The sequence below is a fragment of the Micromonospora sp. NBC_00389 genome (assembly GCF_036059255.1).
Lineage (GTDB): Bacteria > Actinomycetota > Actinomycetes > Mycobacteriales > Micromonosporaceae > Micromonospora.
This window is the reverse complement of the sequence record NZ_CP107947.1, coordinates 3,239,123-3,259,710: the sequence shown is the minus strand read 5'-3', so window position 1 is coordinate 3,259,710 and position 20,588 is coordinate 3,239,123. Positions and strand designations below refer to the sequence as shown.

Sequence of the window (20,588 nt, the reverse complement as noted above, 5' to 3'; positions counted from 1 at the left end):
TCGCCTCCGGAAGGTCATTCGTGACAGAACCCCGCCAGACCGGCGCCGACGTTCGCTCGCTCACCGACACCCTGATCGCCCACGCGCAGAGCGCCGGTGGTCAGCTCACGTCGGCCCAGCTCGCGCGCACCGTCGAGTCCGCCGAGGTGACTCCGGCCCAGGCCAAGAAGATTCTGCGGGCGCTCTCCGAGGCGGGAGTGACCGTGGTGGTGGACGGCTCGGCGAGCACCCGCCGCCGGGTCGCCGCGGCCCGCTCGACCACGCCGGCGTCCCGGGCCACCACCGCCAAGACCACCAAGAAGGCCGTCGCGCCGGCGCCGAAGCAGGCGCCCGCCGCAGACGAGGCGCCGTCGGCGCCGGCTCCGCGGAAGGTGGCCGCGCGCAAGGCCACCGGCGGCACCGCCGAGGTCGCCGCCGCGGCGGCGACGCCGGCGAAGGCGACTAGGTCGACCCGGGCCACCAAGGCGACGGTCGCCGCGGCCGCTGGCGCCAAGCCGGCCAAGGCCGGCGGCAAGGCCAAGGGCGAGGGCGCCGAGGGTGAGATCGACCCGGAGGAGCTCGCCGCCACGATCGAGGACGTGGTGGTCGAGGAGCCGGCCGAGCTGGCCCAGGCCGCCGAGACCGACGCCGCCGCCTCGGCCACCGACAACGACTTCGAGTGGGACGACGAGGAGTCCGAGGCGCTCAAGCAGGCCCGGCGGGACGCCGAGCTGACCGCCTCCGCCGATTCGGTCCGTGCGTACCTCAAGCAGATCGGCAAGGTCCCGCTGCTCAACGCCGAGCAGGAGGTGGAGCTGGCCAAGCGGATCGAGGCCGGGCTCTACGCCGCCGAGCGGATGCGCGCGGCCGACGAGGGCGAGGAGAAGCTCAGCCGGGAGATGGTCCGCGACCTGGGCTGGATCTCCCGCGACGGTGAGCGGGCCAAGAACCACCTGCTGGAGGCGAACCTCCGCCTGGTGGTCTCGCTGGCCAAGCGGTACACGGGGCGCGGGATGGCTTTCCTGGACCTGATCCAGGAGGGCAACCTCGGCCTGATTCGCGCGGTGGAGAAGTTCGACTACACCAAGGGCTACAAGTTCTCCACCTACGCCACCTGGTGGATCCGGCAGGCGATCACCCGCGCGATGGCCGACCAGGCCCGCACCATCCGCATCCCGGTGCACATGGTCGAGGTCATCAACAAGCTCGGCCGCATACAGCGCGAGCTGCTCCAGGATCTGGGCCGCGAGCCCACTCCGGAGGAACTGGCCAAAGAGATGGACATCACACCGGAGAAGGTGCTGGAGATCCAGCAGTACGCCCGGGAGCCCATCTCGCTGGACCAGACCATCGGCGACGAGGGCGACAGCCAGCTCGGTGACTTCATCGAGGATTCCGAGGCCGTGGTCGCGGTCGACGCCGTCTCGTTCTCGCTCCTGCAGGACCAGCTCCAGCAGGTGCTGCAGACGCTCTCCGAGCGTGAGGCGGGTGTGGTGCGTTTGCGCTTCGGCCTGACCGACGGCCAGCCGCGGACGCTGGACGAGATCGGCCAGGTCTACGGGGTGACCCGGGAGCGGATCCGGCAGATCGAGTCCAAGACGATGTCCAAACTGCGTCACCCGTCCCGGTCGCAGGTCCTCCGGGATTACCTGGACTGAGCAGGTTTCGTCAACCGAACGTGTCGTTTTGACCACCTGGTGTGCAACGCCAGATGGTGATCGTCCGGATGCACGAATGTGATCGTTGACGTGGCACCCTGGGTGCACGGCACACTGTCCCTGCCATGTGTGACCTCGGTCCCCCGCGGGCACACAGGGAAGGCACGGCCCAGCATGGGTGTTGCACGATAGGTGAGCAACGACCGAAGAGATTGTTCATCGGTGACGACCAGAGGAGGAAGGCGATGACCCCGACCCTCACGCCGCCGCCCGCAACGGTGGCTCCCCCAGCCGCCGATGAACGGTGCGACCGCTGCAATGCTGCCGGCAAGCTCCGGATCACTCTGGCGGGTGGTAGCGAGTTGGTGTTCTGTGGGCACCACGCGAACAAGTACGCGGAGGATCTCGTGAAGATCACCGTCCGGTTCGCGACGGACCCCGAGTTCAGCTGGCGTGGCGCCGACCTGATGGAAAACTAAACCCGCAACCCGACATAGCCGACCGGAGGCACCCCGAGGGTGTCTCCGGTCGGCTTTTCTCTGCCCACCAAACCCCCGCGCCCATGATCGTGCCTCGATCCTGGAAGTAGTGGCCTCACCGATACGGGATGCCACTGGATCCTGGATCGAGCACGATCTTGGAGAGCTGACGCCGCCGGACACCAGCCAGCGCCGGTCACCCGGGGCGGGGGCGGGGGTGGTCGGTGCGGGTGGGGCCGGTGGGGTCAGAGGGTCTGCACGGTGGCGATGCGTTCCTCTAGCTGCTCGATGGTGGCCTGGGCACTCGGCGGGCCGCCGCAGAGTCGGCGCAGCTCCGCGTGGATCTTGCCGTGCGGCTGGCCGGTGCGATGGTGCCGGGCGGCCACCAGAGCGTTCAGTTGCCGCCGGAGCGCCACCCGGCGCTGGGCAGCGCTCATGGGTGCCGGCGGCGCCACGGTGGGCGCAGCGGCCGGCTGAGCGGCCGTGCGGCGGCGCTGGGCGGCGAGTTGCTCGGTCTGCCGCTTGGTCAGCAGCAGGGAGACCTGATCGGCGGTGAGCAGGCCGGGCAGGCCGAGGTACTCCTCCTCCTCGGGGGTGCCGGCCTGGGCCGCGGTGCCGAAGGACGCGCCGTCGAAGATCACCTGGTCCAGCTCGGCGGTGGCCGAGAGCGCGGCGAACCGCTTCTCCAGCTCCCCGCTGGCCTGGTCGTCGCGCTGGGCACGCTCCAGCAGATCGTCGTCGAAACCGTCGGCTTCCTTGGGCTTGCCGAGTACGTGGTCCCGCTCGGTCTCCATCTCGCTGGCCAGCCCGAGCAGGTGCGGCACGCTGGGCAGGAAGACCGACGCGGTCTCCCCGGACTGGCGTGCCCGGACGAACCGGCCGATCGCCTGGGCGAAATAGAGCGGGGTGCTGGCACTGGTGGCATAGACCCCGACGGCGAGCCGCGGGATGTCCACACCCTCGGACACCATCCGCACCGCGACCAGCCACCGCTGCTCAGACGCCGCGAATGTCGCGATCCGTGCGGACGCGCCCAGGTCGTCGGAGAGGACCACGGCGGCCTTCTCGCCGGTCACCTGCTCGATCAGCTTGGCGTACGAGCGGGCGGTCTGCTGGTCGGTGGCGATGATCAGCCCGCCGGCGTCGGCCATCCCGGCGTTGCGCAGCACGGTGAGCCGGGCATCAGCGGCCCGCAGCACCTGCGGCATCCAGTCTCCGGCCGGGTCCAGCGCGGTACGCCACGCCTGCGCCACCAGGTCCTGGGTCATCGGCTCGCCGAGCCGGGCCGCCAACTCCTCCCCCGCGTTGGTCCGCCAGCGGGTCTCCCCGGAGTACGCCAGGAAGAGCACCGGCCGGACCACGCCGTCGCGCAGCGCGTCGGAGTAGCCGTACACCGAGTCGGCGCGGGAGCGGAGCAGCCCGTCACCGCCCCGCTCGTAGCTGACGAACGGGATCGGGTTGTCGTCGGAGCGGAACGGCGTGCCGGTGAGCATCAGCCGGCGTACGGCGGGCTCGAAGGCGTTCTTCACCCCGTCGCCCCAGGATCGGGAGTCGCCCGCGTGGTGGATCTCGTCGAGGATGACCAGGGTGCGCCGGGTCATGGTGCGCCGACGGTGCACCTGCGGGGCCATCCCCACCTGGGCGTAGGTGACCACGGCCCCGTGGAAGTCGGCCGCGGAGTGCACGTCCGCGTTACGGAAGGCGGCGTCGAGTTGGATGCCCACCCGGGCCGCGGCGTCCGCCCACTGGTTCTTCAGGTGCTCGGTCGGGGCGACCACGGTGACCGCCTCCACCGTGCCGTCACCGAGCAGCTCGGCCGCGATCCGCAGGGCGAAGGTGGTCTTGCCGGCACCCGGCGTGGCGACCGCCGTGAAGTCCTCGGTGCGTCGGCGCAGGTACTCCACCAGGGCTTTGCGCTGCCAGGCGCGTAGGGCCGGGAACGTCTCAAGCACCGGCGTCCGGGCTGCCACGCGAAGCTCCTCTCCGACCGCACGACGGCGGATCCGGGGCGAGGGCCACGAGTACCGCCGCCCATGAAAACGCCTCCGCGCAGAAGCTGCCGCGAAGGCCGACTCAGCATAACCAGCGCGGGCGCTGCGGCCCAGGCGACGCCACGCTGGTCACATCCACCACCCCCGCCCGCAGCGCCCCACGACCCCCTCGCACGGGCGCCCGGCCCCGACACTCGGTCAGCGCGAGCGCGTCACCACTCCCGGTCGGTGCGGGGATCCGCCCCGCTGGTGCGCGGCGGGCGCATCGTCGCCACCGGGGCGGACCAGCGCCGGCGCAGCGCGATCAGACGCAGCCCGAAGACCAGTACGGCGGCGGCGGTGAGCGGCGCGGGCCCGGTCTGCCCGGCGACGTACAGCAGCGCCACCGCGACCGACCCGACCAGCGCGGCCACGGCATAGATCTCCCGGCGCAGCACCACCGGGATCTCGGCGGTGAGCAGGTCCCGACCGAGCCCACCGCCGATCGCGGTGAGCATGCCGATCAGGCAGGCGCCGACCGCCGGCACCCGGGCGTCGAGCGCCTTGAGCGTGCCGGTCACGGTGAACAGCCCGAGGCCCGCCGCGTCCAGCACCAGCACCGTGGTGCGCAGCCGGGCCAACTGCGGGTGCAGCCAGAAGACGGCGAGGGCGGTGACCGCGGCGGTGGCCACGTACCGCCAGTCGGCGAAGGCCAGCGGTGGCACCTCGTCGATGACCAGGTCCCGGAGGATTCCACCGCCGAGGGCGGCCACGAAGCCGACGAACGCGACACCGAACAGGTCGAGCCGTTTGGCCACCGCGGCCGAGGCCCCCGAGGCGGCGAACACGGCCACCCCGGTCAGGTCGGCGAGGAGCAGGGCGGTGGAGGTGGTCACCGCCGCAGGCTACGTCGCCGGCCGGAACGCCGGCCGGCGTTCACTCGCGGTACGAGTCGTAGATCTCCTTGCACTTGGGGCAGACCGGCGAACCCGGCTTGGCCGCCTTGGTGACCGGGAAGGTCTCCCCGCAGAGCGCCACGACGTAGGTGCCCATGACGGCACTCTCGGCGATCTTCTCCTTGCGGACGTAGTGGAACATCTCAGGACCGGTGTCGGCGTCCTTCAGCTCCGGACGCTCGAGAACCTCTGTGCTCACGTCTGCACCTCCAACCGTCAAGTTTGGCAGGTCATCACGGCCGGGTCCACTTGAGGCCGGCCGAAGCCCCACCCCGTACCGTGCCCCCCGTGACTGACTTTCGCATCAGCTACGGCACCGAGGTGGCCGAGGCCCTGCACGACGGCCGGCCCGTCGTCGCCCTGGAGAGCACCATCGTCTCGCACGGCCTGCCCCGGCCGGAGAACCTGCGCGTGGCCCGGGAGATCGAGCAGACGGTCCGGGACGCCGGAGCGGTACCGGCGACGATCGGCATGATCGGCGGCGAGCTGGTGGTCGGCCTGGACGACGCGCAGCTGACCCGGCTGGCCACCGTCGATGGTGTGACCAAGCTCTCCGTCCGCGACCTCGCGGTGGCGGCGGCGACCGGCGCGGACGGTGCCACCACCGTGGCCGCGACCAGCGCGGTGGCCGCCGGCGCCGGGATCGGGGTGTTCGCCACCGGCGGTCTGGGTGGGGTGCACCGGGAGGCCGCGCACACCTTCGACGAGTCGGCGGACCTGATCACCCTGGCCCGGACCCCGATCGCGGTGGTCTGCGCCGGGGTCAAGTCGATCCTCGACGTGGGCGCGACGCTGGAGCGGCTGGAGACCCTCGGGGTCGCCGTGGTCGGTTACCGCACCCACCGGTTCCCCGGCTTCTACCTCACCGACGGCGGCTTCGACCTGGACTGGTCGGTGGATTCGCCGGAGCAGGTCGCCGCCGTGCTCGCCGCCCGTGACCGGCAGGCCGTGCACGCCGGCGGACTGATCATCGCCAACCCGCTGCCAGTCGACGAGCAGCTCGACCCGGAGCTGCACGACCGGACCCTCGCCGACGGCCTGGCCCGGCTGGACCGGGACGGGGTGACCGGCAAGGCCGTGACCCCGTACCTGCTGGCGCACTTCCACTCGGCCACCGAGGGCGCGAGCCTGGCGGTGAACGTCCGGATCATCCTGCGCAACGCCGACCTGGCCGCGCGGATCGCGGTGGCAGCGGCCGCCCGCTCCACTGCCGTACCGGCATGACCCACCCGGCCCGGGTGGTCGTCGTCGGGGACGTGATCACCGATGTGGTCGCCGTGCTGTCCGGGCCGCTCGCGGCCGGCTCGGACACCGCGGCCGAGATCAGCCTTGGTGGGGGTGGGCAGGCGGCCAACACCGCCGCCTGGGTCGCCGCGCAGGGGGTTGACGTCACGCTCGTCGCCGCGGTCGGCGACGACGACGCGGGGCGGGACCGGATAGCCGAGCTCGACCGGGCGGGCGTCGACTGCGCGATCGACCGGGTCGAGGGCGTCCCGACCGGCATGGTGATCGTGCTGGCCACCGATGGCGAGCGCACCATGGTCAGCCAGCGGGGCGCGAACCTGCGGCTGAGCGCCGAGCACGTCGAGCGGGCCATCGCGGCGCTGCCCGACGCCGGGCATCTGCACCTGTCCGCGTACACCCTGTTGGACGCCGGGTCGCGCGGCGCCGGGCTGCGGGCGCTGGCCGCCGCCCGCGAGCGCGGGCTCACCACCAGCGTCGACGCGGCCTCCGCGGCGCCGCTGCGGCGGGTCGGCGCGGCGGCCTTCCTGGGCTGGGTACGCGACGTCGACCTGCTGCTGCTCAACGCGGACGAGGCGACGGCGCTGGCCGGCGGCCTGGACCCGGCGGCGCAGGGGCGGGCGCTGTCGGCGACCGCCCGGCGGGTGGTGGTCAAGGGCGGCGCGGCCGGCGCGGTCTGGGTGGACCGCACGGACACGGTCAGCGTGGCCCCGGCCCGGCGGGTGACGGTGGTGGACGTCACCGGTGCCGGCGACGCCTTCGCGGCCGGTCTGCTCACCGCCTGGCTCGCCGGCACCACCCCGGCGGCGGCGCTGAACCGCGCCACCGACCTGGGCGCGCTGGCCGTCTCCACGATCGGCGCCCGGCCGCGGCCGTGACCTGCCGGACACTGGCCCGCACGCGGGTCAGGGTTCGGCGTCGATGACCTTGTGCGGGCGCTCGTCGGCGGTGAGGCTCATCGGCGGGGTGTCGTCATGCTGGCGCGGGTGGAACCGGTTGGCCAGCCGGTGCTCTTCCTTGGGCGGCCGGTCGTTGGCCAGCAGCACGGCCAGCCACGGGATGAGCACCATGCCGAGGGCACACAGCGACAGCCAGAGCCAGAGCAGTGGGGCGTTCACGCCAACCAGGATCGCGCCGACAACGATGCAGGCGACCCTGATGCACATCATCAGGACATAGCGGCGCTGACGGCTGGTGAGCTGATCGTCCTGGCTGCGCGAGGCGTCGGTGATCAGAATCGGCTGGTACGCCTGACGCTTCACCATGGACCTCCTCGAGGGGATACGCCCCATCCTGTCACCGCATCGCCGTGATCAGCGAAATTCGACTCATCCCGTCGCGTGTTACGCCCGTGGTACGCTCCGCGACGTGGGCAGCAGGTTCAGCTTCACCGATGAGGCGTTGGCCAACCTGAGGGTCTACGACGTCACGCCCGGGGAAGTCTGGGAGGCGCTGCACAGCGCCCGACGGGTGATTCGCCACCTGGGCGACGACGTGATGGTCGTCTACGCCGTCGCCCGGCGGGGCCGCCGACTGGCGGTGCTGCTCGCCGAGGCCGATGGCACCGACAACGACTGGGACATCCTCTCCGCTCGCGAGCTGAGCGACGTCGAGTCCAAGCGCTACGACGAGGCCGTGCGGAGATCTCGCCGATGAGGAGGCCGTGACGATGCACCGTAACGACGCGACCAAGCAGTTCCACAGCGGCGACGACCGGATCGCCGAGCTGATCGATGAGAGCCCGGCGGTGGATCTGCCCACCCCCGACACCGACGTGCCGATGGTGAGCCGATCGGTCCGGCTGCCGCTGGACACCTACGAGCGGGTGCGGGCCGCCGCAGACGCCCGGGGCATCGGAGTCACCACGCTCATGCGTCAGTGGATCGAGGCCGGCCTGGCCGACCTGGACGACTCCGCCACCGTCTCGCTCGCCGACGTCCGGCGTGCGCTGGCCTCGCTGGCCCACCCCACCGCCGCCTGAGCGATCGGGTCAGCTGTCCGCAGTTTTCGCCTTCGCCGCCGCCTTCATCTGCTGCTTGTACTCCCGCACCTTGCGCAGCGAGTCAGCGTCGGTGACGTCGGCCACCGACCGGTACGCGCCCGGGTCGCCGTACCCGCCGGCCGCCTCCCGCCAGTCCTGCGGGGTCACCCCGAACCGCTTGCCGAGCAGGGCCACGAAGATCTGCGCCTTCTGCTTGCCGAAGCCGGGCAGCTCGGCGACCCGGCGAAACAGCTCGGGCCCGTCGGCGACGTCGGACCAGAGCAGGGCGGCGTCGCCGTCGTAGCGGTCCACCAGGACCTGGCACACCTCCTGCACCCGGGCCGCCATCGCCTTCGGAAACCGGTGCAGCGCGGGCGGGGTGGCGAAGATCGCGACCAGGGCCTCCGGGTCGTACCCGGCCAGCTCCGCGGCGTCCAGTTCGTGGCCGAGCCGCTGCTCCAGCACGTACGGCGAGGAGAATGCCTTCTCCATCGGCACTTGTTGATCAAGAACCATGCCAAGGAGTCTGGCCAGCGGGCTGCGCTCCAGCAGCAGGTTGGCCTCCGGGTCGATGGGTAGCACGAGCGTCATGCACACCATCCTGCCCGGCCGCCCAGCCGGGCGAACACCGACGCTCCGGGTCGGATCCGGCGGGTGGCGCTGACCGGGGACACAACGGGGGGCAGGATGGCGGCGTGGACGAACACGACATGCTGCTCTCCCCCGCCGGCGTCGACGCGCTGCGGACCGCGCTGACCGGGGCCGGGTTCACCAGCAACGGGATCGCGAACCGGCTCGGCGCGCAGGCGACCGGCTCGGTCGCGCGCAACGACTACCGGGCCGCGCTGCGGGCAACCGAGGACCGCGACCCGCTCGGCACCCTGATCCGGGTGTTCATCTGCGACCAGACCGAGTCGGAGGCGACGGTGGCCGCCGCGCTGGCGCCGCTGAGCATCGACGAGGCGGTGGCCGGCGGGCTGGTTGAGCGGCACGGTGACGGCCTGCGCGCCGGCGTCGACCTCGAACCGTACGGCGACGACTGGTGGGTGCTCGCCGACGTGCCGGCCAGCGCCCGGCCGGGCCGGCCGCTGCACGCCGAGCACGTGCTCGGCCTTGGCGGGGCCACCCAGACCCTGATCGGCGCGACCGTCCGTCGGCCGGTCGGCACCGCGCTGGACCTGGGCACCGGCTCCGGCATCCAGGCCCTGCACCTGGCCACCCACGCGGGCTCGGTGACCGCCACGGACCTCTCGGAGCGGGCCCTGCGCTTCGCCGCGACCACCGCCGCGCTCAACGGCCAGGACTGGGAACTGCTGCGCGGCGACATGGTCGCGCCGGTGGCCGGCCGGCGCTTCGACCTGGTGGTGAGCAACCCGCCCTTCGTGGTGGGCCCGGGCACCACCACGCACGTCTACCGCGACTCCGGTCGGGTGGGTGACGCGATCGGCGCCGAACTGGCTGCCGCCGCCCCCGACCTGCTCACCGAGGGCGGCACCATGCAGTACCTGGCGAACTGGGTGCACGTCGCCGGCGAGGAGTGGGACGAGCGGGTCTCCGGTTGGTTCACGGGGACCGGCCTGGACGCCTGGGTGATCCAGCGCGAGGTGGCCGACCCGATGGCGTACGTCAACCTGTGGCTCACCGACGTCGGCGAGAGCGCCGACCCACAGCGGATGGCCGCCTGGCTGGACTGGTTCGACGCGCACAAGGTGGAGGCCATCGGCTTCGGCATCGTGTCGCTGCGCAGGGGCGGGCACGCCGACCCGGTGGTCCGGGTGGAGGAGCTGCGCCAGCGGGTGCAGCCGCCGCTGGGCGACCAGGTCGCAGCCTGGTTCGACCGCCAGGACTTCGTTCGGGTACGCGACACCGAGGCGCTGCTCGCCGAGCGCTACCGGGCCGCCGAGGGCCTCCAACTGCGGCAGGAGGCCACCATGGGCGACGAGGGCTGGGCGGTGGACCGGCAGGTCCTCGCGATGCCGCACGGCCTGCGCTGGACCGAGGAGGTCGACCCGCTGGTGTTGGCGCTGGTCGGGGGCGCCGATGGGCGGCTGCCGCTGCGCGACCAGCTCGCGCTGCTGGCCGCTGCGCACGACGTCGCGCCCGATGAGCTGGCCGAGGCGGCCGGCCCGATCGTCGCGCACCTGGTGGAGCGCGGCATCATCGAGCCGGTGACCGCCTGATGCGGGTGACACGGGCGGCCGGGCCGCTGGCGGGCCGCTGATGCGCGCGGTGGTGCAGACCGTCGGGCGAGCCAGCGTGACGGTGGACGGCGCGGTGGTCGGCGCGATCAAGGACGGCCTGCTGGTGCTGCTCGGGGTGACCCACACCGACACCGCCGAGACCGCCGCGACGATGGCCCGCAAGGTGCACGAGCTGCGCATCCTGGACGACGAGCGGTCCGCCGCCGACACGGGTGCGCCGATCCTGGTGGTCAGCCAGTTCACCCTCTACGGCGACGCCCGCAAGGGCCGCCGTCCGAGCTGGACCGCGGCCGCCCCCGCCGAGGTGGCCGAGCCCCTGGTCACCGCCGTGGTGACCGCGCTGCGCGAGCGGGGCGCGCCGGTCGAGACCGGCCGCTTCCGCACCCACATGCTCGTCGAGAGCACCAACATCGGCCCCCGAACCATCCTCCTGGACCTCTAACCCCACCCCGCACCCCCACCCCCGCAGCGGTGATCAAGAGGTTCGCGTCAGAACTCGCCCTCGATGTGACGCAAACCTCTTGATCACCGGGGAGGTGGGGTCGAGCACGTCCGTTAGGAGAAGAGGCCTCGGCGGGAGAGGGACTGGCGGAGCCAGCCGTCGAGTTCGGCGGTCCAGTCGGTGCGGTCGGCGGTGGCGTGGTCGACCGTGAAGCGACCGAAGGCGTCGCGGCCCTCGGTAAAGACGCCGCCGCGCTTGTCGACCTCCAGCACCACCTGCATCTGCTGCGGGTCGGCGATGAAGGTGACCTCCAACTGGTTGATCGAGCGGGCGTACTGCGGCCCCGGGCTGAACTCGATCTCCTGGTAGAAGGGCAGCGTCTGCCGTACGCCGTAGATGTGGCCACGCTCCACATCGGCGCGGGCGAACCGGAAACCCAGTCGCAGCAACGCCTCCAGCAGGCGCTCCTGCGCCGGCAGCGGGTGCACCGCCACCGCGTCCAGGTCGCCCTTGTCGACCGCGCGGGCCACCTCCAGCTCCGTACGCAGCCCCATCGTCATGCCGTGCAGGTGCTGCCCGTACAGCTCGGTGACCGGCGTCTCCCACGGCACGTCGAAGCGGAACGGGATGTCGTGGCGCTGCCCCGGCTCCAGCCGGAACGCACCGGTGACCTGCTGGCGGTGGAACTCCTGAGTGGTGTCGTAGTCGTTGTCGCCGCTCTCCACCTCGACCCGGGTGACCAGGCCGAGCGCCACGTGGTCGATGTCGACCTGGTGGTCACCGCCGACGACCTGAATGCGGCCCTCCAACTGGCCGCCGGGGCGGCAGTTCGGGTTGGCCAGCACCGTCTCCACCGACGGGCCGCCGACCCCCATCGCCTTCATGAGCCGCTTGAAGACCACACCATCCTCCATCTGCTGTCCCCGCCGACCCGGGATGGCCGACGGTCGGGACGGTAGCCGGGGCGGGCAAGGCACACCGGGGCGACACACCGCTCCGCCGATCCGACCGGATTCCTGTCGGGTGCCCGATCGCCTCACTCCCGTTTCACGCCCCGCCCGCCAAGCTGTGTGTCACACCGGCACCACTGAGCCGGAGGCACGGCACAGACGTGGACACGGGGAGAGACAGAGATGGTCCTGCAGATGACGGAACACCGGATGCGCCCGGCCGCCAGCACCGACACCGACGGGGCCACCGAGGTCCTCGCCGACCTGGACGCCACCGATGAGCGTGGCATCTCCACCGACCTGGTTCGGGCGTACCTCAACGGGATCGGCCGGACGAAGCTGCTGACCGCGGCCCAGGAGGTCGACCTGGCCCGGCGGATCGAGGCCGGCCTGTTCGCCGACGAGAAGTTGGCCACCTGCACCCCGGTCTCGCCGGAGCTGCGGGCCGATCTGGAGCTGATCGTCGCGGAGGGCCGCGCGGCCAAGGACCACCTGCTGGAGGCGAACCTGCGGCTGGTGGTCAGCATCGCCAAGCGCTACACCGGTCGCGGGATGGCTTTCCTGGACCTGATCCAGGAGGGCAACCTCGGCCTGATCCGGGCAGTGGAGAAGTTCGACTACGCCAAGGGCTACAAGTTCTCCACCTACGCCACCTGGTGGATCCGGCAGGCGATCACCCGCGCGATGGCCGACCAGGCCCGCACCATCCGCATCCCGGTGCACATGGTCGAGCAGGTCAACCGGATGGTCCGGGCCCGCCGCGAGCTGGCGGTGTCGCTGGGCCGCGAACCCACGGTCGCCGAGGTCGCCCAGGCGCTGAACATCCCCGAGTTCCAGGTCATCGAGCTGATCTCCTACGACCGGGAGCCGGTCAGCCTGGACCAGGCCGTCGGCGACGACGGCGAGAGCGCGCTCGGTGACTTCGTGGCGGCGGTGGACCCGCGCGGCGTGCCGGGCGACGCGGCCGCGCAGGGCGAGCTGCGCAACGAGGTGAGCATCGTGCTGGCCACCCTGTCGCAGCGGGAGCAGGCGGTCATCCGGCTCCGGTTCGGGCTGGACGACGGCCGGCAGCGCACCCTGGACGAGGTCGGCCGGGAGTTCGGCCTGTCCCGAGAGCGGATCCGGCAGATCGAGAAGGTGACGCTGCTGAAGCTGCGCGCCCCGGAGCGGGCCCAGCGCCTGGAGGCGTACGCCTGCTGACGCACCCGGTTCCCATGGAAGGCCTCGGCGGTTCGCCGGGGCCTTTCATGCTGTCGAGGTGCTTGACGGCGGCACCGATCCGCGATAGAAACCATGTGGTTATACAACCAGGAGGTTATAGGCGGTGGGCACCGAACTGTTGGACGCGACCTTCGCGGCGCTGGCCGACCCGACCCGGCGGGCCATCCTGGCCCGACTCGCGGGCGGTGAGGCGACGGTGACCGAGCTGGCAGAGCCCTTCGCGATGAGCCAGCCGGCCATCTCCAAACACCTCAAGGTGCTGGAACGCGCTGGCCTGATCAGCCGGGGGCGGGACGCCCAGCGCCGACCGTGCCGGCTGGACGCCCGACCGCTGCGGGAGGCCACGGCCTGGCTCGCCGACTACCGCGACTACTGGGCGGAGAGCTACCAGCGCCTCGACGCCCTGCTCGACGAACTCCAGGCCCTCGACCAGACCGACGCCGAGCGCCGGCGCGCCCAACTGGACGGGACGGGCGGGTGACCGGCATCGGCGACCCGCTCGTCGTACACACCCCGGGCGACCGGGAGATCGTGTTGAGTCGGCTGTTCGACGCACCGGCGCACCTGGTGTTCAACGCCTTCACCCAGCCTGAGCTGCTGGTCCGGTGGTACGGCGCACGCGGGTGGCGGCTGGCGGAATGCGATGTCGACCTGCGGGTCGGCGGGCGGTGGCGGTATGTGTCACTGGGCCCGGAGGGCGCTCGGATGGTCCAGGCCGGGGTCTACCGGCAGATCGAGCCACCGCACCTGCTGGTCTGCACCGAGCTCTTCGACGACCAGTCCTACCCGGGCGAGACGCTGGTCAGCCACGAGTTCACCGAACTGGCCGGGCGGACGACAGTCACCACCACGCTGCGCTACGCCACCCCCGAGGGGCGGGACATCGTGCTGCGCTACCCGATGGCCCGGGGCGTCGGGCAGAGCTTCACACGGCTCGCCGAACTGCTGCACCTGACAACGACGATGCGAGGAGAGACACCATGAACTGGACACTGGAAGTGGTGATCGTGCCGGTCTCCGATGTGGACCGGGCAAAGAAGTTCTACGCCGACCAGCTCGGCTTCGCCGTGGACCACGACACGGTGGTCGGCGACGGCGCACGGATCGTCCAGCTGACCCCGCCCGGGTCCGGCTGCTCGGTCGTGATCGGCAAGGGCGCCGTCCCGGACATGCCGCCGGGCTCGCTCAAGGGACTGCAACTGGTGGTGCCCGACCTGGAACGGGCCCGCGCCGAGCTGGTCGAACGTGGTGTGGAGGTCAGCGAGATCCAGGTGCTGGGCGCCAGCCCGAGCCCCACGCCGCACCCGCTGGACAACGTCGGCTTCGTCTTCTTCACCGACCCGGACGGCAACGCCTGGGCCATCCAGCAGATCTCCAGCCGCGCCTGACCGGACCCGCTGAGAAGGGGCCTGACCGGACGCGCTGAGAAGGGGCCCTCACAAGCGGCGAGGGCCGGTGTCCGGTCGGGCGGCCACGCCGCCGACCCGTACCTGGGCGTGCAGGACCGAGATGCCGTCCGGGCGGGCGAGCACCGGGTTGAGGGTCAGCGAGCGCACCCGGGGCTGCTCGTCGGCGAGCTGACCCACCCGCAGCAGCAGGTCGGCCAGGGCCGCCCGGTCGACCGGTGCGGCGCCCCGGTGCCCGCGCAGCAGGGGCGCCGCCCGGGGCTCGTCGACCAGCTCTGCGGCGTCCCGGTCGGTCAGCGGCACCGCCCGCCAGGCCCGGTCGCCGAGCAGCTCGGTGGCGACCCCGCCGAGGCCGAAGCCGACCACCGGGCCGAACGCCGGATCTTCCACCAGCTCCACCACGCAGGCCACCCCGGGCGGGACCATCGGCTGTAGCAGCACGTCCGCGCCGAAGGCCGCCGCCAGCTCGGCGTACGCCCGGCGGACCGTCGACTCGTCGGGCAGGTCGAGCCGGACCGCGCCCAGGTCGAGCCGGTGCCGCAGCCCCGGGGCGGCGGCCTTGAGCGCGACCGGGAAGCCCAGCCGCGCCGCCGCGCCGGCCGCGGCGTCGACCGAGTCGACGGGCACCGACGCCACCACGTCGATGCCGTACGCGGCCAGTAGCGCGGCCGGGTCAGGCGGGTCGGCGCGCAGCGCGGTCTGCGCGGCGGTCCGGTCGATCCGGGGCAGCTCGGGCGCGACTCCGGGTGGGCGACGCAGCCATTCGGCGTACCGGTGCACCCGGGCGAGTGCCCGCACCGCCTCCTCCACGCCGCCGTACACCGGCACCCCGGCCGGCAGTCGCCCGACCAGGAACGTCGCCACGGTCGGCTTACCCAACGCGAGTGCGGCGGGCAGCGCGGCGGCGACATCGGCGTCCACATTGCTGGGTTGACCGGGCAGCGGTGGGGCGAGGACCACCACCAGCGCGTCCACCCGGTCGTCGGCCGCCGTCTCGGCCAGCGCGGCCGCGAAATCGGCGGCGCCAGCGCTCGGCCCGACGTCACGGGGGTAGCCGTCGACGACGGTGAGGCCCTGCCCGACGCAGGCGCTCGCCGCCAGGCCGGTCAGCGCCGAGGAGTTGCCGACCACCCCGACCCGGCCGCCCGCCGGCAGTGGCTGGTTGGCCAGCAGCACCCCCACGTCGAGCAACTCCGGAACGGTGTCCACCCGGATGACCCCGGACTGGGCGAAGAGCGCCGCCACCGCCACCTCGTCCGGCCCGGCGGTGTCGCCGACCCCGACCGGACGGGCGGGCGAGGCGAGCGCGACGACCGGTTTGGCCCGGCCGATCCGCCGAGCCAGCCGGGCGAACTTGCGCGGATTACCGAAGGTCTCCAGGTACAGCATGATCACGTCGGTGTCAGGGTCGTCCTGCCAGTACTGGAGCAGGTCGTTGCCGGAGACGTCGGCCCGGTTGCCGGCCGAGACGAAGCTGGACAGCCCGAGGCCACGCCGGTCGGCCTCGGCGAGCAGCGCCACCCCGAAGGCACCGGACTGGCTGAAGATGCCGGCCCGACCGGCTGGCGGCAGCGCCGGGGCGAGCGTGGCGTTGAGGCGTACCGCCGGGTTGGTGTTGGCCACGCCGAGACAGTTCGGGCCGACCACCCGCATCCCGGCGGCGTGCGCCGCGCGGACCAGCGCCCGCTGCATGGCCGCGCCCTCGGCGCCGGCCTCGCCGAAGCCGGCCGAGATGACCACCAGGCCGTGCACCCCGGCGGCGGCCGCGTCGGCGACCACCGCGGTCGCCGCCTCCGGCGGAACCGCCACCACCGCCAGGTCCACCGGCAACTTGGCGTCGACCGCCGACGGGTACGCGCGCAGCCCCGCCACGGTCGACGCGCTCGGATGCACCGGCACCACCGCACCGGTGAAACCGCCGTCGCGCAGGTGCCCGAGCACCGCCGCGCCGACGCCCTGGCCGGTGGCGCTGGCACCGTAGACGGCGATCCCGCGCGGGGCGAGCAGCCGGGCGATCGAGCGGGCCTCGGTGCGATGCTCCCGACCGCGCTGCACCTCCAGCGTGGCCTCGGTGGGCGCGATCGGGAAACTCAGGTGCACCACGCCGTCGGCGTACTCGCGCTGGACCTGGTAGCCGAAGTCGGCGAAGACCCGCAGCATCGTCCCGTTGGCCGGCAGCACCTCGGCGACGAAGCTCATGATGCCGTTGCGCCGGGCGGCCTCGGCCAGGTGCTCCATCAGCACCGAACCGATGCCCCGGCCCTGGTGGGCGTCCTCCACCACGAAGGCCACCTCCGCCTCCGGGGCCTGCGGGCCGAGCCGCTCGTAGCGGCCGACCGCGACGATCTGGTCGCCGGCCAGCACCACGAACGCCTCGCGGTCGCGATGGTCGACGGTGACGAAGCGGATCAGATCCCGCTCGGGGATGCGCGGGTACGGCGAGAAGTAGCGCAGGTAGCGGGTGCGCTCGGAGAACCGGCCGTGCATCGCCACGATGTCCGGCGCGTCCTCCGGACTGATTGGTCGCAGTTGGACGGTGCTGCCGTCGCTGAGCAGCACGTCCACCGACTGGTCGACGGTCGTCACCGGCCCGGCTCAGTCCCGCGGATCGTGCGGGTCGAGCCCGAGCAGCGGGAACACCGTCTTGCGGGTGGCCGCGATCGCCCGGTCCACCGCGTTCGGCTCGCCGGTCGGCTGCCACGGCTCGTACGACGGGTCCGCGTCGTCGGTCATCCGCAGAGGCACCTCCCGACCGGGGCCGCGGGCGGCGGCCAGCGCCCGCCACGCCGGCGGGGTGAGCGTCGCCGGGTCGAGCGGGGCGCCGGTGGCCACGGCCAGCAGGTGGGTCCAGGCCCGGGGCACCACCTCGACCAGCGCGTACCCGCCGCCGCCGGTGGCCACCCAGCGGCCGTCGCACAGCTCGTCGGCGAGCGCCCGCAACGCCAGGTAGGTGGCCCGCTGCCCGTCCACCGTCAGGTTCAGGTCGGCGAGCGGATCCAGCCGGTGCCCGTCGGCGCCGCACTGGCTGACCAGCACCTGCGGTCGGAACGCCCGCAGCACCGACGGCACGATCGCGTGGAACGCCCGCTGCCAACCGGTGTCGTTGACGCCCGGGGGCAGAGGCATGTTCACCGCGGTGCCCTGCGCGCCCGGCCCACCGGTCTCGTCCGGGAAGCCGGTGCCCGGGAAGAGCGCGAGTGGGGTCTCGTGCAGGCTGACCGTGAGCACCCGAGGGTCGTCCCAGAAGATCTCCTGCACCCCATCGCCATGGTGCACGTCGACGTCCACGTACGCGACCCGCTCGGCGCCCAGGTCGAGCAGGCGGGCGATGGCCACCGCCGGGTCGTTGTAGACGCAGAAGCCGGAGGCCCGGGCCGGCATCGCGTGATGGAGGCCACCGGCCACGTTCACGGCTCGCCGGGCGTCACCCCGCCAGACCGCCTCGGCGGCAGCCACGGTGGCACCGGCGATCAGCGCGCTGGACTCGTGAATCCCGTCGAAGACCGGATTGTCGGAGGTGCCCAGCCCGTAGCCGGCGAACAGCGGGTCGTACGGCGCGGCGCGCACCGCAGCCAGGTAGGCCGGCTGGTGCACCCGGGCGAGCAGGGCGTCGTCGGCGGGCTCCGGCTTGACCAGGCGTACCCCTGGGCGGTCCAGGATGCCCAGCTCGCGGGCGAGCGCGATGGTCAACTCCACCCGGACCGGGTCGAGTGGATGCTCGCCCATGTCGTAGGCGAGCAACGACTCGTCCCACACCACCACCGTGTCCTCGGACATGAGCCCATCGTCGCACGAGGACCGTCGCCGGCCCATCGCACGCGCTGGTCAGCGACCGGATGTCGGTCCGGAGGCGACCGGCCGGGTCGGGTCGGCCACCCAGTTGCTCCACGATCCGACGTAGAGCGCCGCGTCCGGTCGGCCAGCCAGGTGCAGCGCGAGCACGGCCTGCGCGGCGGTCACCCCGGAGCCGCAGTACGCCCCGACGGACCGCGCCCCGGTCACCCCGACGGCGGCGAACCGCTCGCGCAGCACGTCGGCGGCCGGGAAGCGCCCGTCCGGGCCGACGTACTCGGTGGCGGGAAGGTTCGCCGCTCCTGGCACGTGCCCGGCGACCGGGTCGATCGGCTCCACCTCGCCGCGGTAGCGGGGCGCGGCCCGCACGTCGAGCAGCACGGCGTCGTCCGCGGTCGCCAGCGCGGCGGCCTGCCCCGCGTCGAGCACCGGGAGATCACCCGGGCGCACCTCGACGTCGCCCGAGGCCGGGGCGGGCGCCACGGTGGAGACGGGCTGGCCGGCGGCGACCCAGGCCGGATAGCCACCGTGCAGCAGGCGGACCGGGCGGTGCCCGGCCCAACGCAGCGTCCACCAGGCCCGGGCGGCGGCCAGGCCGTCGCCGCCGTCGTACACCACCACGGGGTGACCGGCCCGAACGCCGGCGGCCCGCAGCGCGGCCTGCAACGCGGCCGGGTCGGGCAGTGGATGCCGGCCGCCGGCACCGGGTGGCCCGCAGAGCGCGGTGTCCAGGTCGACGAAGACCGCGCCGGGCAGGTGACCGGCCAAATAGTCGTCGCGGCCGGGCGGGCCGGTGAGCCGCCAGCGGACGTCGAGCAGGGCGGGCGGATCGGCGCGGTCGAGCTCGGCGGCGAGCCGATCAACCTCGACCAGCGGCTCCTGGGTACCGGACATGGCGACCATCCAACACCATCCCGGTCGTCGGCTCGCGGCTCGGCGGCGGTCGATCGGCGTTCTCCGAGGTAGCATCGTGCACCGGAGGGCCGCTGACGTCATGAAGTCTCACGACCTGGTCGACACGACCGAAATGTACCTGCGCACCATCCTCGAGTTGGAGGAGGAGGGTGTGCCGCCGCTGCGCGCCCGGATCGCCGAGCGGCTGAAGCAGAGCGGGCCCACGGTGAGCCAGACCGTCGCCCGGATGGAACGCGACGGCCTGCTCACGGTTGAGGGCGACCGGCACCTGATGCTCACCGCACAGGGCCGCGGCAGCGCTGTGTCCGTGATGCGCAAGCACCGCCTCGCCGAGCTGCTGCTGGTCAACGTCATCGGGATGCCCTACGAGGAGGCCCACGAAGAGGCCTGCCGCTGGGAGCACGTGATGAGCGACGCCGTGGAGAAGCGGGTGTACGACCTGCTCAACCGGCCGACCCGCTCGCCGTACGGCAACCCGATTCCCGGGCTGGAGGAGCTGGGCTCGCCGGAGGCGGAGACCGCCGAAGCCGGCGAGGGCGAGCGCAACCTGGCCTTCCCCGGCCTCTCCGGGCCGGTCGTGGTTCGCCGGATCTGCGAGAGCGTGCAGACCAACGGTGACGTGCTGCGCCAGCTGCACGCCGCCGGCGTCGACCCGGGTGCCACGGTGACCGTGGCCCAGGAGCGCGACGGGGTGTCGATCGACCGCTCCGGGGACCGGGTCCGGCTGCCCCGCGAGGTCGCCTCCCGGGTCTTCGTCGCCGCCAACTGACCGAGGCCGGCCCCGGCGTCACAGCGCCCGGGTGTTCACCTTCTTGGCCAGTGCGATCAGGTCGGCGGTCAGCTTCTCGACCGCCGACCGCTCGGCGTCGCGGGCGCCGGTCCAGCTCAGCTCCGCCAGCCGCCCCTCGGTGGCCAGCCAGCCCACCTCGGCGACCGGCCCGCGCCCACCCGCCGCTGCCACGGTCCGCCGGTACGCCTGCTGACCCAGCCCGGTGACCTTCGCCGCCTTGTCGGGCACCACGTCCGCGCCGAAGGTGGCCTTGTCGATCTTGGTGTCGGTCACGGTCAACGTCAGCTCCGGCAGCGCCGCGCTCTCAGCCCGGAGCACGCAGGTGTGGGTGTCGCCGCGTTCGCTGGCGGCCGCCACGTCGAAGCGCACCTTCACCAACTGCTCGATCACCGTGAAGTCCAGCAGTCGGCAGGCGCCGCCCGAGGAGGCCGCCGCCACGTCCACCGCGATCGGCGCCGGCGGCGGCACCGCCACCGGCTCGGCGTCGGCGGCACAGCCGCTCACCAGCAGCCCCGCCAACCCGGCGACCACGATCCGCCCGCGCACGCTCCACCCTCTCGCCGACCGACGGCGGTAGGCGCCCGCCGGATGTCCGTCGGAAACCGT

General features: G+C 72.8%; 23 protein-coding genes. 13 read left to right on the top strand and 10 right to left on the bottom strand.

Translation table 11 applies throughout. The features are described 5' to 3' along the window. Positions 1 to 20 precede the first annotated feature (20 nt). Together OG470_RS15475 and OG470_RS15470 are read left to right on the top strand one after the other, a co-directional pair. Complete coding sequence (locus OG470_RS15475) at positions 21 to 1,637, top strand: RNA polymerase sigma factor (RefSeq protein WP_328424887.1); 1,617 nt, start codon at positions 21 to 23, stop codon at positions 1,635 to 1,637. A gap of 245 nt (positions 1,638 to 1,882) precedes the next feature. Further along, positions 1,883 to 2,116, top strand: a complete 234-nt coding sequence (locus tag OG470_RS15470; protein ID WP_328424885.1) for a DUF7455 domain-containing protein — start codon at positions 1,883 to 1,885, stop codon at positions 2,114 to 2,116. A 245-nt stretch (positions 2,117 to 2,361) separates the two neighbouring features. Here OG470_RS15470 and OG470_RS15465 read toward each other — a convergent pair whose 3' ends face one another. From OG470_RS15465 to OG470_RS15455, 3 genes are all read right to left on the bottom strand, one after another. Continuing rightward, the gene (locus OG470_RS15465) at positions 2,362 to 4,086 is read right to left on the bottom strand and encodes a DEAD/DEAH box helicase (protein ID WP_328424883.1); all 1,725 of its coding nucleotides are present in this window, start codon (positions 4,084 to 4,086) and stop codon (positions 2,362 to 2,364) included. Between the two features lie 233 nt (positions 4,087 to 4,319). Then, positions 4,320 to 4,982, bottom strand: a complete 663-nt coding sequence (locus OG470_RS15460) for a trimeric intracellular cation channel family protein (RefSeq protein WP_328424881.1) — start codon at positions 4,980 to 4,982, stop codon at positions 4,320 to 4,322. Between the two features lie 40 nt (positions 4,983 to 5,022). Then, positions 5,023 to 5,241, bottom strand: coding sequence for a DUF3039 domain-containing protein (locus OG470_RS15455; RefSeq protein WP_088946800.1), 219 nt, complete (start codon positions 5,239 to 5,241; stop codon positions 5,023 to 5,025). A gap of 89 nt (positions 5,242 to 5,330) precedes the next feature. Between OG470_RS15455 and OG470_RS15450 the strand changes: the two genes are divergently transcribed. Both OG470_RS15450 and OG470_RS15445 read left to right on the top strand, forming a co-directional pair. Continuing rightward, positions 5,331 to 6,266 (top strand): pseudouridine-5'-phosphate glycosidase, encoded by a 936-nt coding sequence (locus OG470_RS15450; RefSeq protein WP_328424879.1) that lies wholly within the window; start codon positions 5,331 to 5,333, stop codon positions 6,264 to 6,266. Beyond that, complete coding sequence (locus OG470_RS15445; protein WP_328424877.1) at positions 6,263 to 7,162, top strand: carbohydrate kinase family protein; 900 nt, start codon at positions 6,263 to 6,265, stop codon at positions 7,160 to 7,162. The genes OG470_RS15450 and OG470_RS15445 overlap by 4 nt, the downstream gene beginning before the upstream one ends. Positions 7,163 to 7,189: 27 nt before the next feature. On the opposite strand, the gene OG470_RS15440 is transcribed toward OG470_RS15445, so the two are convergent. Beyond that, on the bottom strand, positions 7,190 to 7,549 hold the full coding sequence (locus OG470_RS15440; RefSeq protein ID WP_328424875.1) for a DUF3099 domain-containing protein: 360 nt from the start codon (positions 7,547 to 7,549) through the stop codon (positions 7,190 to 7,192). Between the two features lie 103 nt (positions 7,550 to 7,652). On the opposite strand from OG470_RS15440, the gene OG470_RS15435 reads away from it, so the two are divergent. Then, positions 7,653 to 7,940 carry a hypothetical protein gene (locus OG470_RS15435; RefSeq protein ID WP_328424873.1) on the top strand — a complete coding sequence of 96 codons (288 nt, stop codon included), beginning with the start codon at positions 7,653 to 7,655 and terminating at the stop codon, positions 7,938 to 7,940. 13 nt (positions 7,941 to 7,953) lie between these two features. Then, entirely contained in the window at positions 7,954 to 8,265 is a 312-nt protein-coding gene (locus OG470_RS15430) for a hypothetical protein (protein WP_278138095.1), read from the top strand. 9 nt (positions 8,266 to 8,274) lie between these two features. Here the strand turns inward: OG470_RS15430 and OG470_RS15425 are convergent, their stop codons facing one another. Further along, positions 8,275 to 8,865, bottom strand: coding sequence for an HhH-GPD-type base excision DNA repair protein (locus tag OG470_RS15425; RefSeq protein ID WP_328424871.1), 591 nt, complete (start codon positions 8,863 to 8,865; stop codon positions 8,275 to 8,277). Between the two features lie 95 nt (positions 8,866 to 8,960). Here OG470_RS15425 and OG470_RS15420 point away from each other — a divergent pair, with 95 nt between their 5' ends. Together OG470_RS15420 and dtd are read left to right on the top strand one after the other, a co-directional pair. Then, positions 8,961 to 10,445, top strand: coding sequence for a DUF7782 domain-containing protein (locus tag OG470_RS15420; protein WP_328424869.1), 1,485 nt, complete (start codon positions 8,961 to 8,963; stop codon positions 10,443 to 10,445). A 40-nt stretch (positions 10,446 to 10,485) separates the two neighbouring features. Further along, positions 10,486 to 10,908, top strand: a complete 423-nt coding sequence (gene dtd, locus OG470_RS15415; protein WP_328424867.1) for a D-aminoacyl-tRNA deacylase — start codon at positions 10,486 to 10,488, stop codon at positions 10,906 to 10,908. Between the two features lie 113 nt (positions 10,909 to 11,021). On the opposite strand, the gene OG470_RS15410 is transcribed toward dtd, so the two are convergent. Further along, on the bottom strand, positions 11,022 to 11,810 hold the full coding sequence (locus tag OG470_RS15410; protein WP_328426374.1) for a sporulation protein: 789 nt from the start codon (positions 11,808 to 11,810) through the stop codon (positions 11,022 to 11,024). A gap of 231 nt (positions 11,811 to 12,041) precedes the next feature. Here OG470_RS15410 and sigB point away from each other — a divergent pair, with 231 nt between their 5' ends. The 4 genes from sigB to OG470_RS15390 all read left to right on the top strand — a co-directional run bounded on the left by sigB (position 12,042) and on the right by OG470_RS15390 (position 14,467). After that, positions 12,042 to 13,058 carry an RNA polymerase sigma factor SigB gene (sigB, locus tag OG470_RS15405; protein ID WP_442931129.1) on the top strand — a complete coding sequence of 339 codons (1,017 nt, stop codon included), beginning with the start codon at positions 12,042 to 12,044 and terminating at the stop codon, positions 13,056 to 13,058. Positions 13,059 to 13,182: 124 nt separating this feature from the next. Next, on the top strand, positions 13,183 to 13,560 hold the full coding sequence (locus OG470_RS15400) for an ArsR/SmtB family transcription factor (RefSeq protein ID WP_328424863.1): 378 nt from the start codon (positions 13,183 to 13,185) through the stop codon (positions 13,558 to 13,560). A 5-nt stretch (positions 13,561 to 13,565) separates the two neighbouring features. Beyond that, positions 13,566 to 14,063 carry an SRPBCC family protein gene (locus tag OG470_RS15395; RefSeq protein ID WP_328426372.1) on the top strand — a complete coding sequence of 166 codons (498 nt, stop codon included), beginning with the start codon at positions 13,566 to 13,568 and terminating at the stop codon, positions 14,061 to 14,063. Continuing rightward, positions 14,060 to 14,467: a VOC family protein gene (locus tag OG470_RS15390; RefSeq protein WP_328424861.1), complete on the top strand. Its 408-nt coding sequence runs from the start codon at positions 14,060 to 14,062 to the stop codon at positions 14,465 to 14,467. Before OG470_RS15395 ends, OG470_RS15390 begins: the two co-directional genes overlap by 4 nt. Positions 14,468 to 14,515: 48 nt before the next feature. Here the strand turns inward: OG470_RS15390 and OG470_RS15385 are convergent, their stop codons facing one another. The 3 genes from OG470_RS15385 to OG470_RS15375 are packed head-to-tail and all read right to left on the bottom strand — an operon-like array spanning position 14,516 to position 19,171. Next, a complete protein-coding gene (locus OG470_RS15385; protein WP_328424859.1) occupies positions 14,516 to 17,071 on the bottom strand; it encodes a bifunctional acetate--CoA ligase family protein/GNAT family N-acetyltransferase in 2,556 nt (851 codons plus the stop codon). A gap of 9 nt (positions 17,072 to 17,080) precedes the next feature. Beyond that, complete coding sequence (locus OG470_RS15380) at positions 17,081 to 18,262, bottom strand: acetoin utilization protein AcuC (protein WP_328424857.1); 1,182 nt, start codon at positions 18,260 to 18,262, stop codon at positions 17,081 to 17,083. Between the two features lie 48 nt (positions 18,263 to 18,310). Continuing rightward, on the bottom strand, positions 18,311 to 19,171 hold the full coding sequence (locus OG470_RS15375) for a sulfurtransferase (protein ID WP_328424855.1): 861 nt from the start codon (positions 19,169 to 19,171) through the stop codon (positions 18,311 to 18,313). Between the two features lie 100 nt (positions 19,172 to 19,271). On the opposite strand from OG470_RS15375, the gene OG470_RS15370 reads away from it, so the two are divergent. Next, positions 19,272 to 19,961 carry a metal-dependent transcriptional regulator gene (locus tag OG470_RS15370; protein ID WP_328424853.1) on the top strand — a complete coding sequence of 230 codons (690 nt, stop codon included), beginning with the start codon at positions 19,272 to 19,274 and terminating at the stop codon, positions 19,959 to 19,961. Between the two features lie 18 nt (positions 19,962 to 19,979). Here OG470_RS15370 and OG470_RS15365 read toward each other — a convergent pair whose 3' ends face one another. After that, positions 19,980 to 20,528, bottom strand: coding sequence for a hypothetical protein (locus OG470_RS15365; protein ID WP_328424851.1), 549 nt, complete (start codon positions 20,526 to 20,528; stop codon positions 19,980 to 19,982). Between the last annotated feature and the right edge of the window lie 60 nt (positions 20,529 to 20,588).

Bases quoted from the DNA above. Each gene is read 5' to 3' on its own strand.
- OG470_RS15380 (WP_328424857.1), bottom strand. From the start codon at position 18,262: ATGTCCGAGGACACGGTGGTGGTGTGGGACGAGTCGTTGCTCGCCTAC.
- OG470_RS15430 (WP_278138095.1), top strand. From the start codon at position 7,954: ATGCACCGTAACGACGCGACCAAGCAGTTCCACAGCGGCGACGACCGG.
- OG470_RS15470 (WP_328424885.1), top strand. From the start codon at position 1,883: ATGACCCCGACCCTCACGCCGCCGCCCGCAACGGTGGCTCCCCCAGCC.
- OG470_RS15375 (WP_328424855.1), bottom strand. From the start codon at position 19,171: ATGTCCGGTACCCAGGAGCCGCTGGTCGAGGTTGATCGGCTCGCCGCC.
- OG470_RS15390 (WP_328424861.1), top strand. From the start codon at position 14,060: ATGAACTGGACACTGGAAGTGGTGATCGTGCCGGTCTCCGATGTGGAC.
- OG470_RS15445 (WP_328424877.1), top strand. From the start codon at position 6,263: ATGACCCACCCGGCCCGGGTGGTCGTCGTCGGGGACGTGATCACCGAT.
- OG470_RS15370 (WP_328424853.1), top strand. From the start codon at position 19,272: ATGAAGTCTCACGACCTGGTCGACACGACCGAAATGTACCTGCGCACC.
- sigB (WP_442931129.1), top strand. From the start codon at position 12,042: ATGGTCCTGCAGATGACGGAACACCGGATGCGCCCGGCCGCCAGCACC.
- OG470_RS15440 (WP_328424875.1), bottom strand. From the start codon at position 7,549: ATGGTGAAGCGTCAGGCGTACCAGCCGATTCTGATCACCGACGCCTCG.
- dtd (WP_328424867.1), top strand. From the start codon at position 10,486: ATGCGCGCGGTGGTGCAGACCGTCGGGCGAGCCAGCGTGACGGTGGAC.
- OG470_RS15425 (WP_328424871.1), bottom strand. From the start codon at position 8,865: ATGGTGTGCATGACGCTCGTGCTACCCATCGACCCGGAGGCCAACCTG.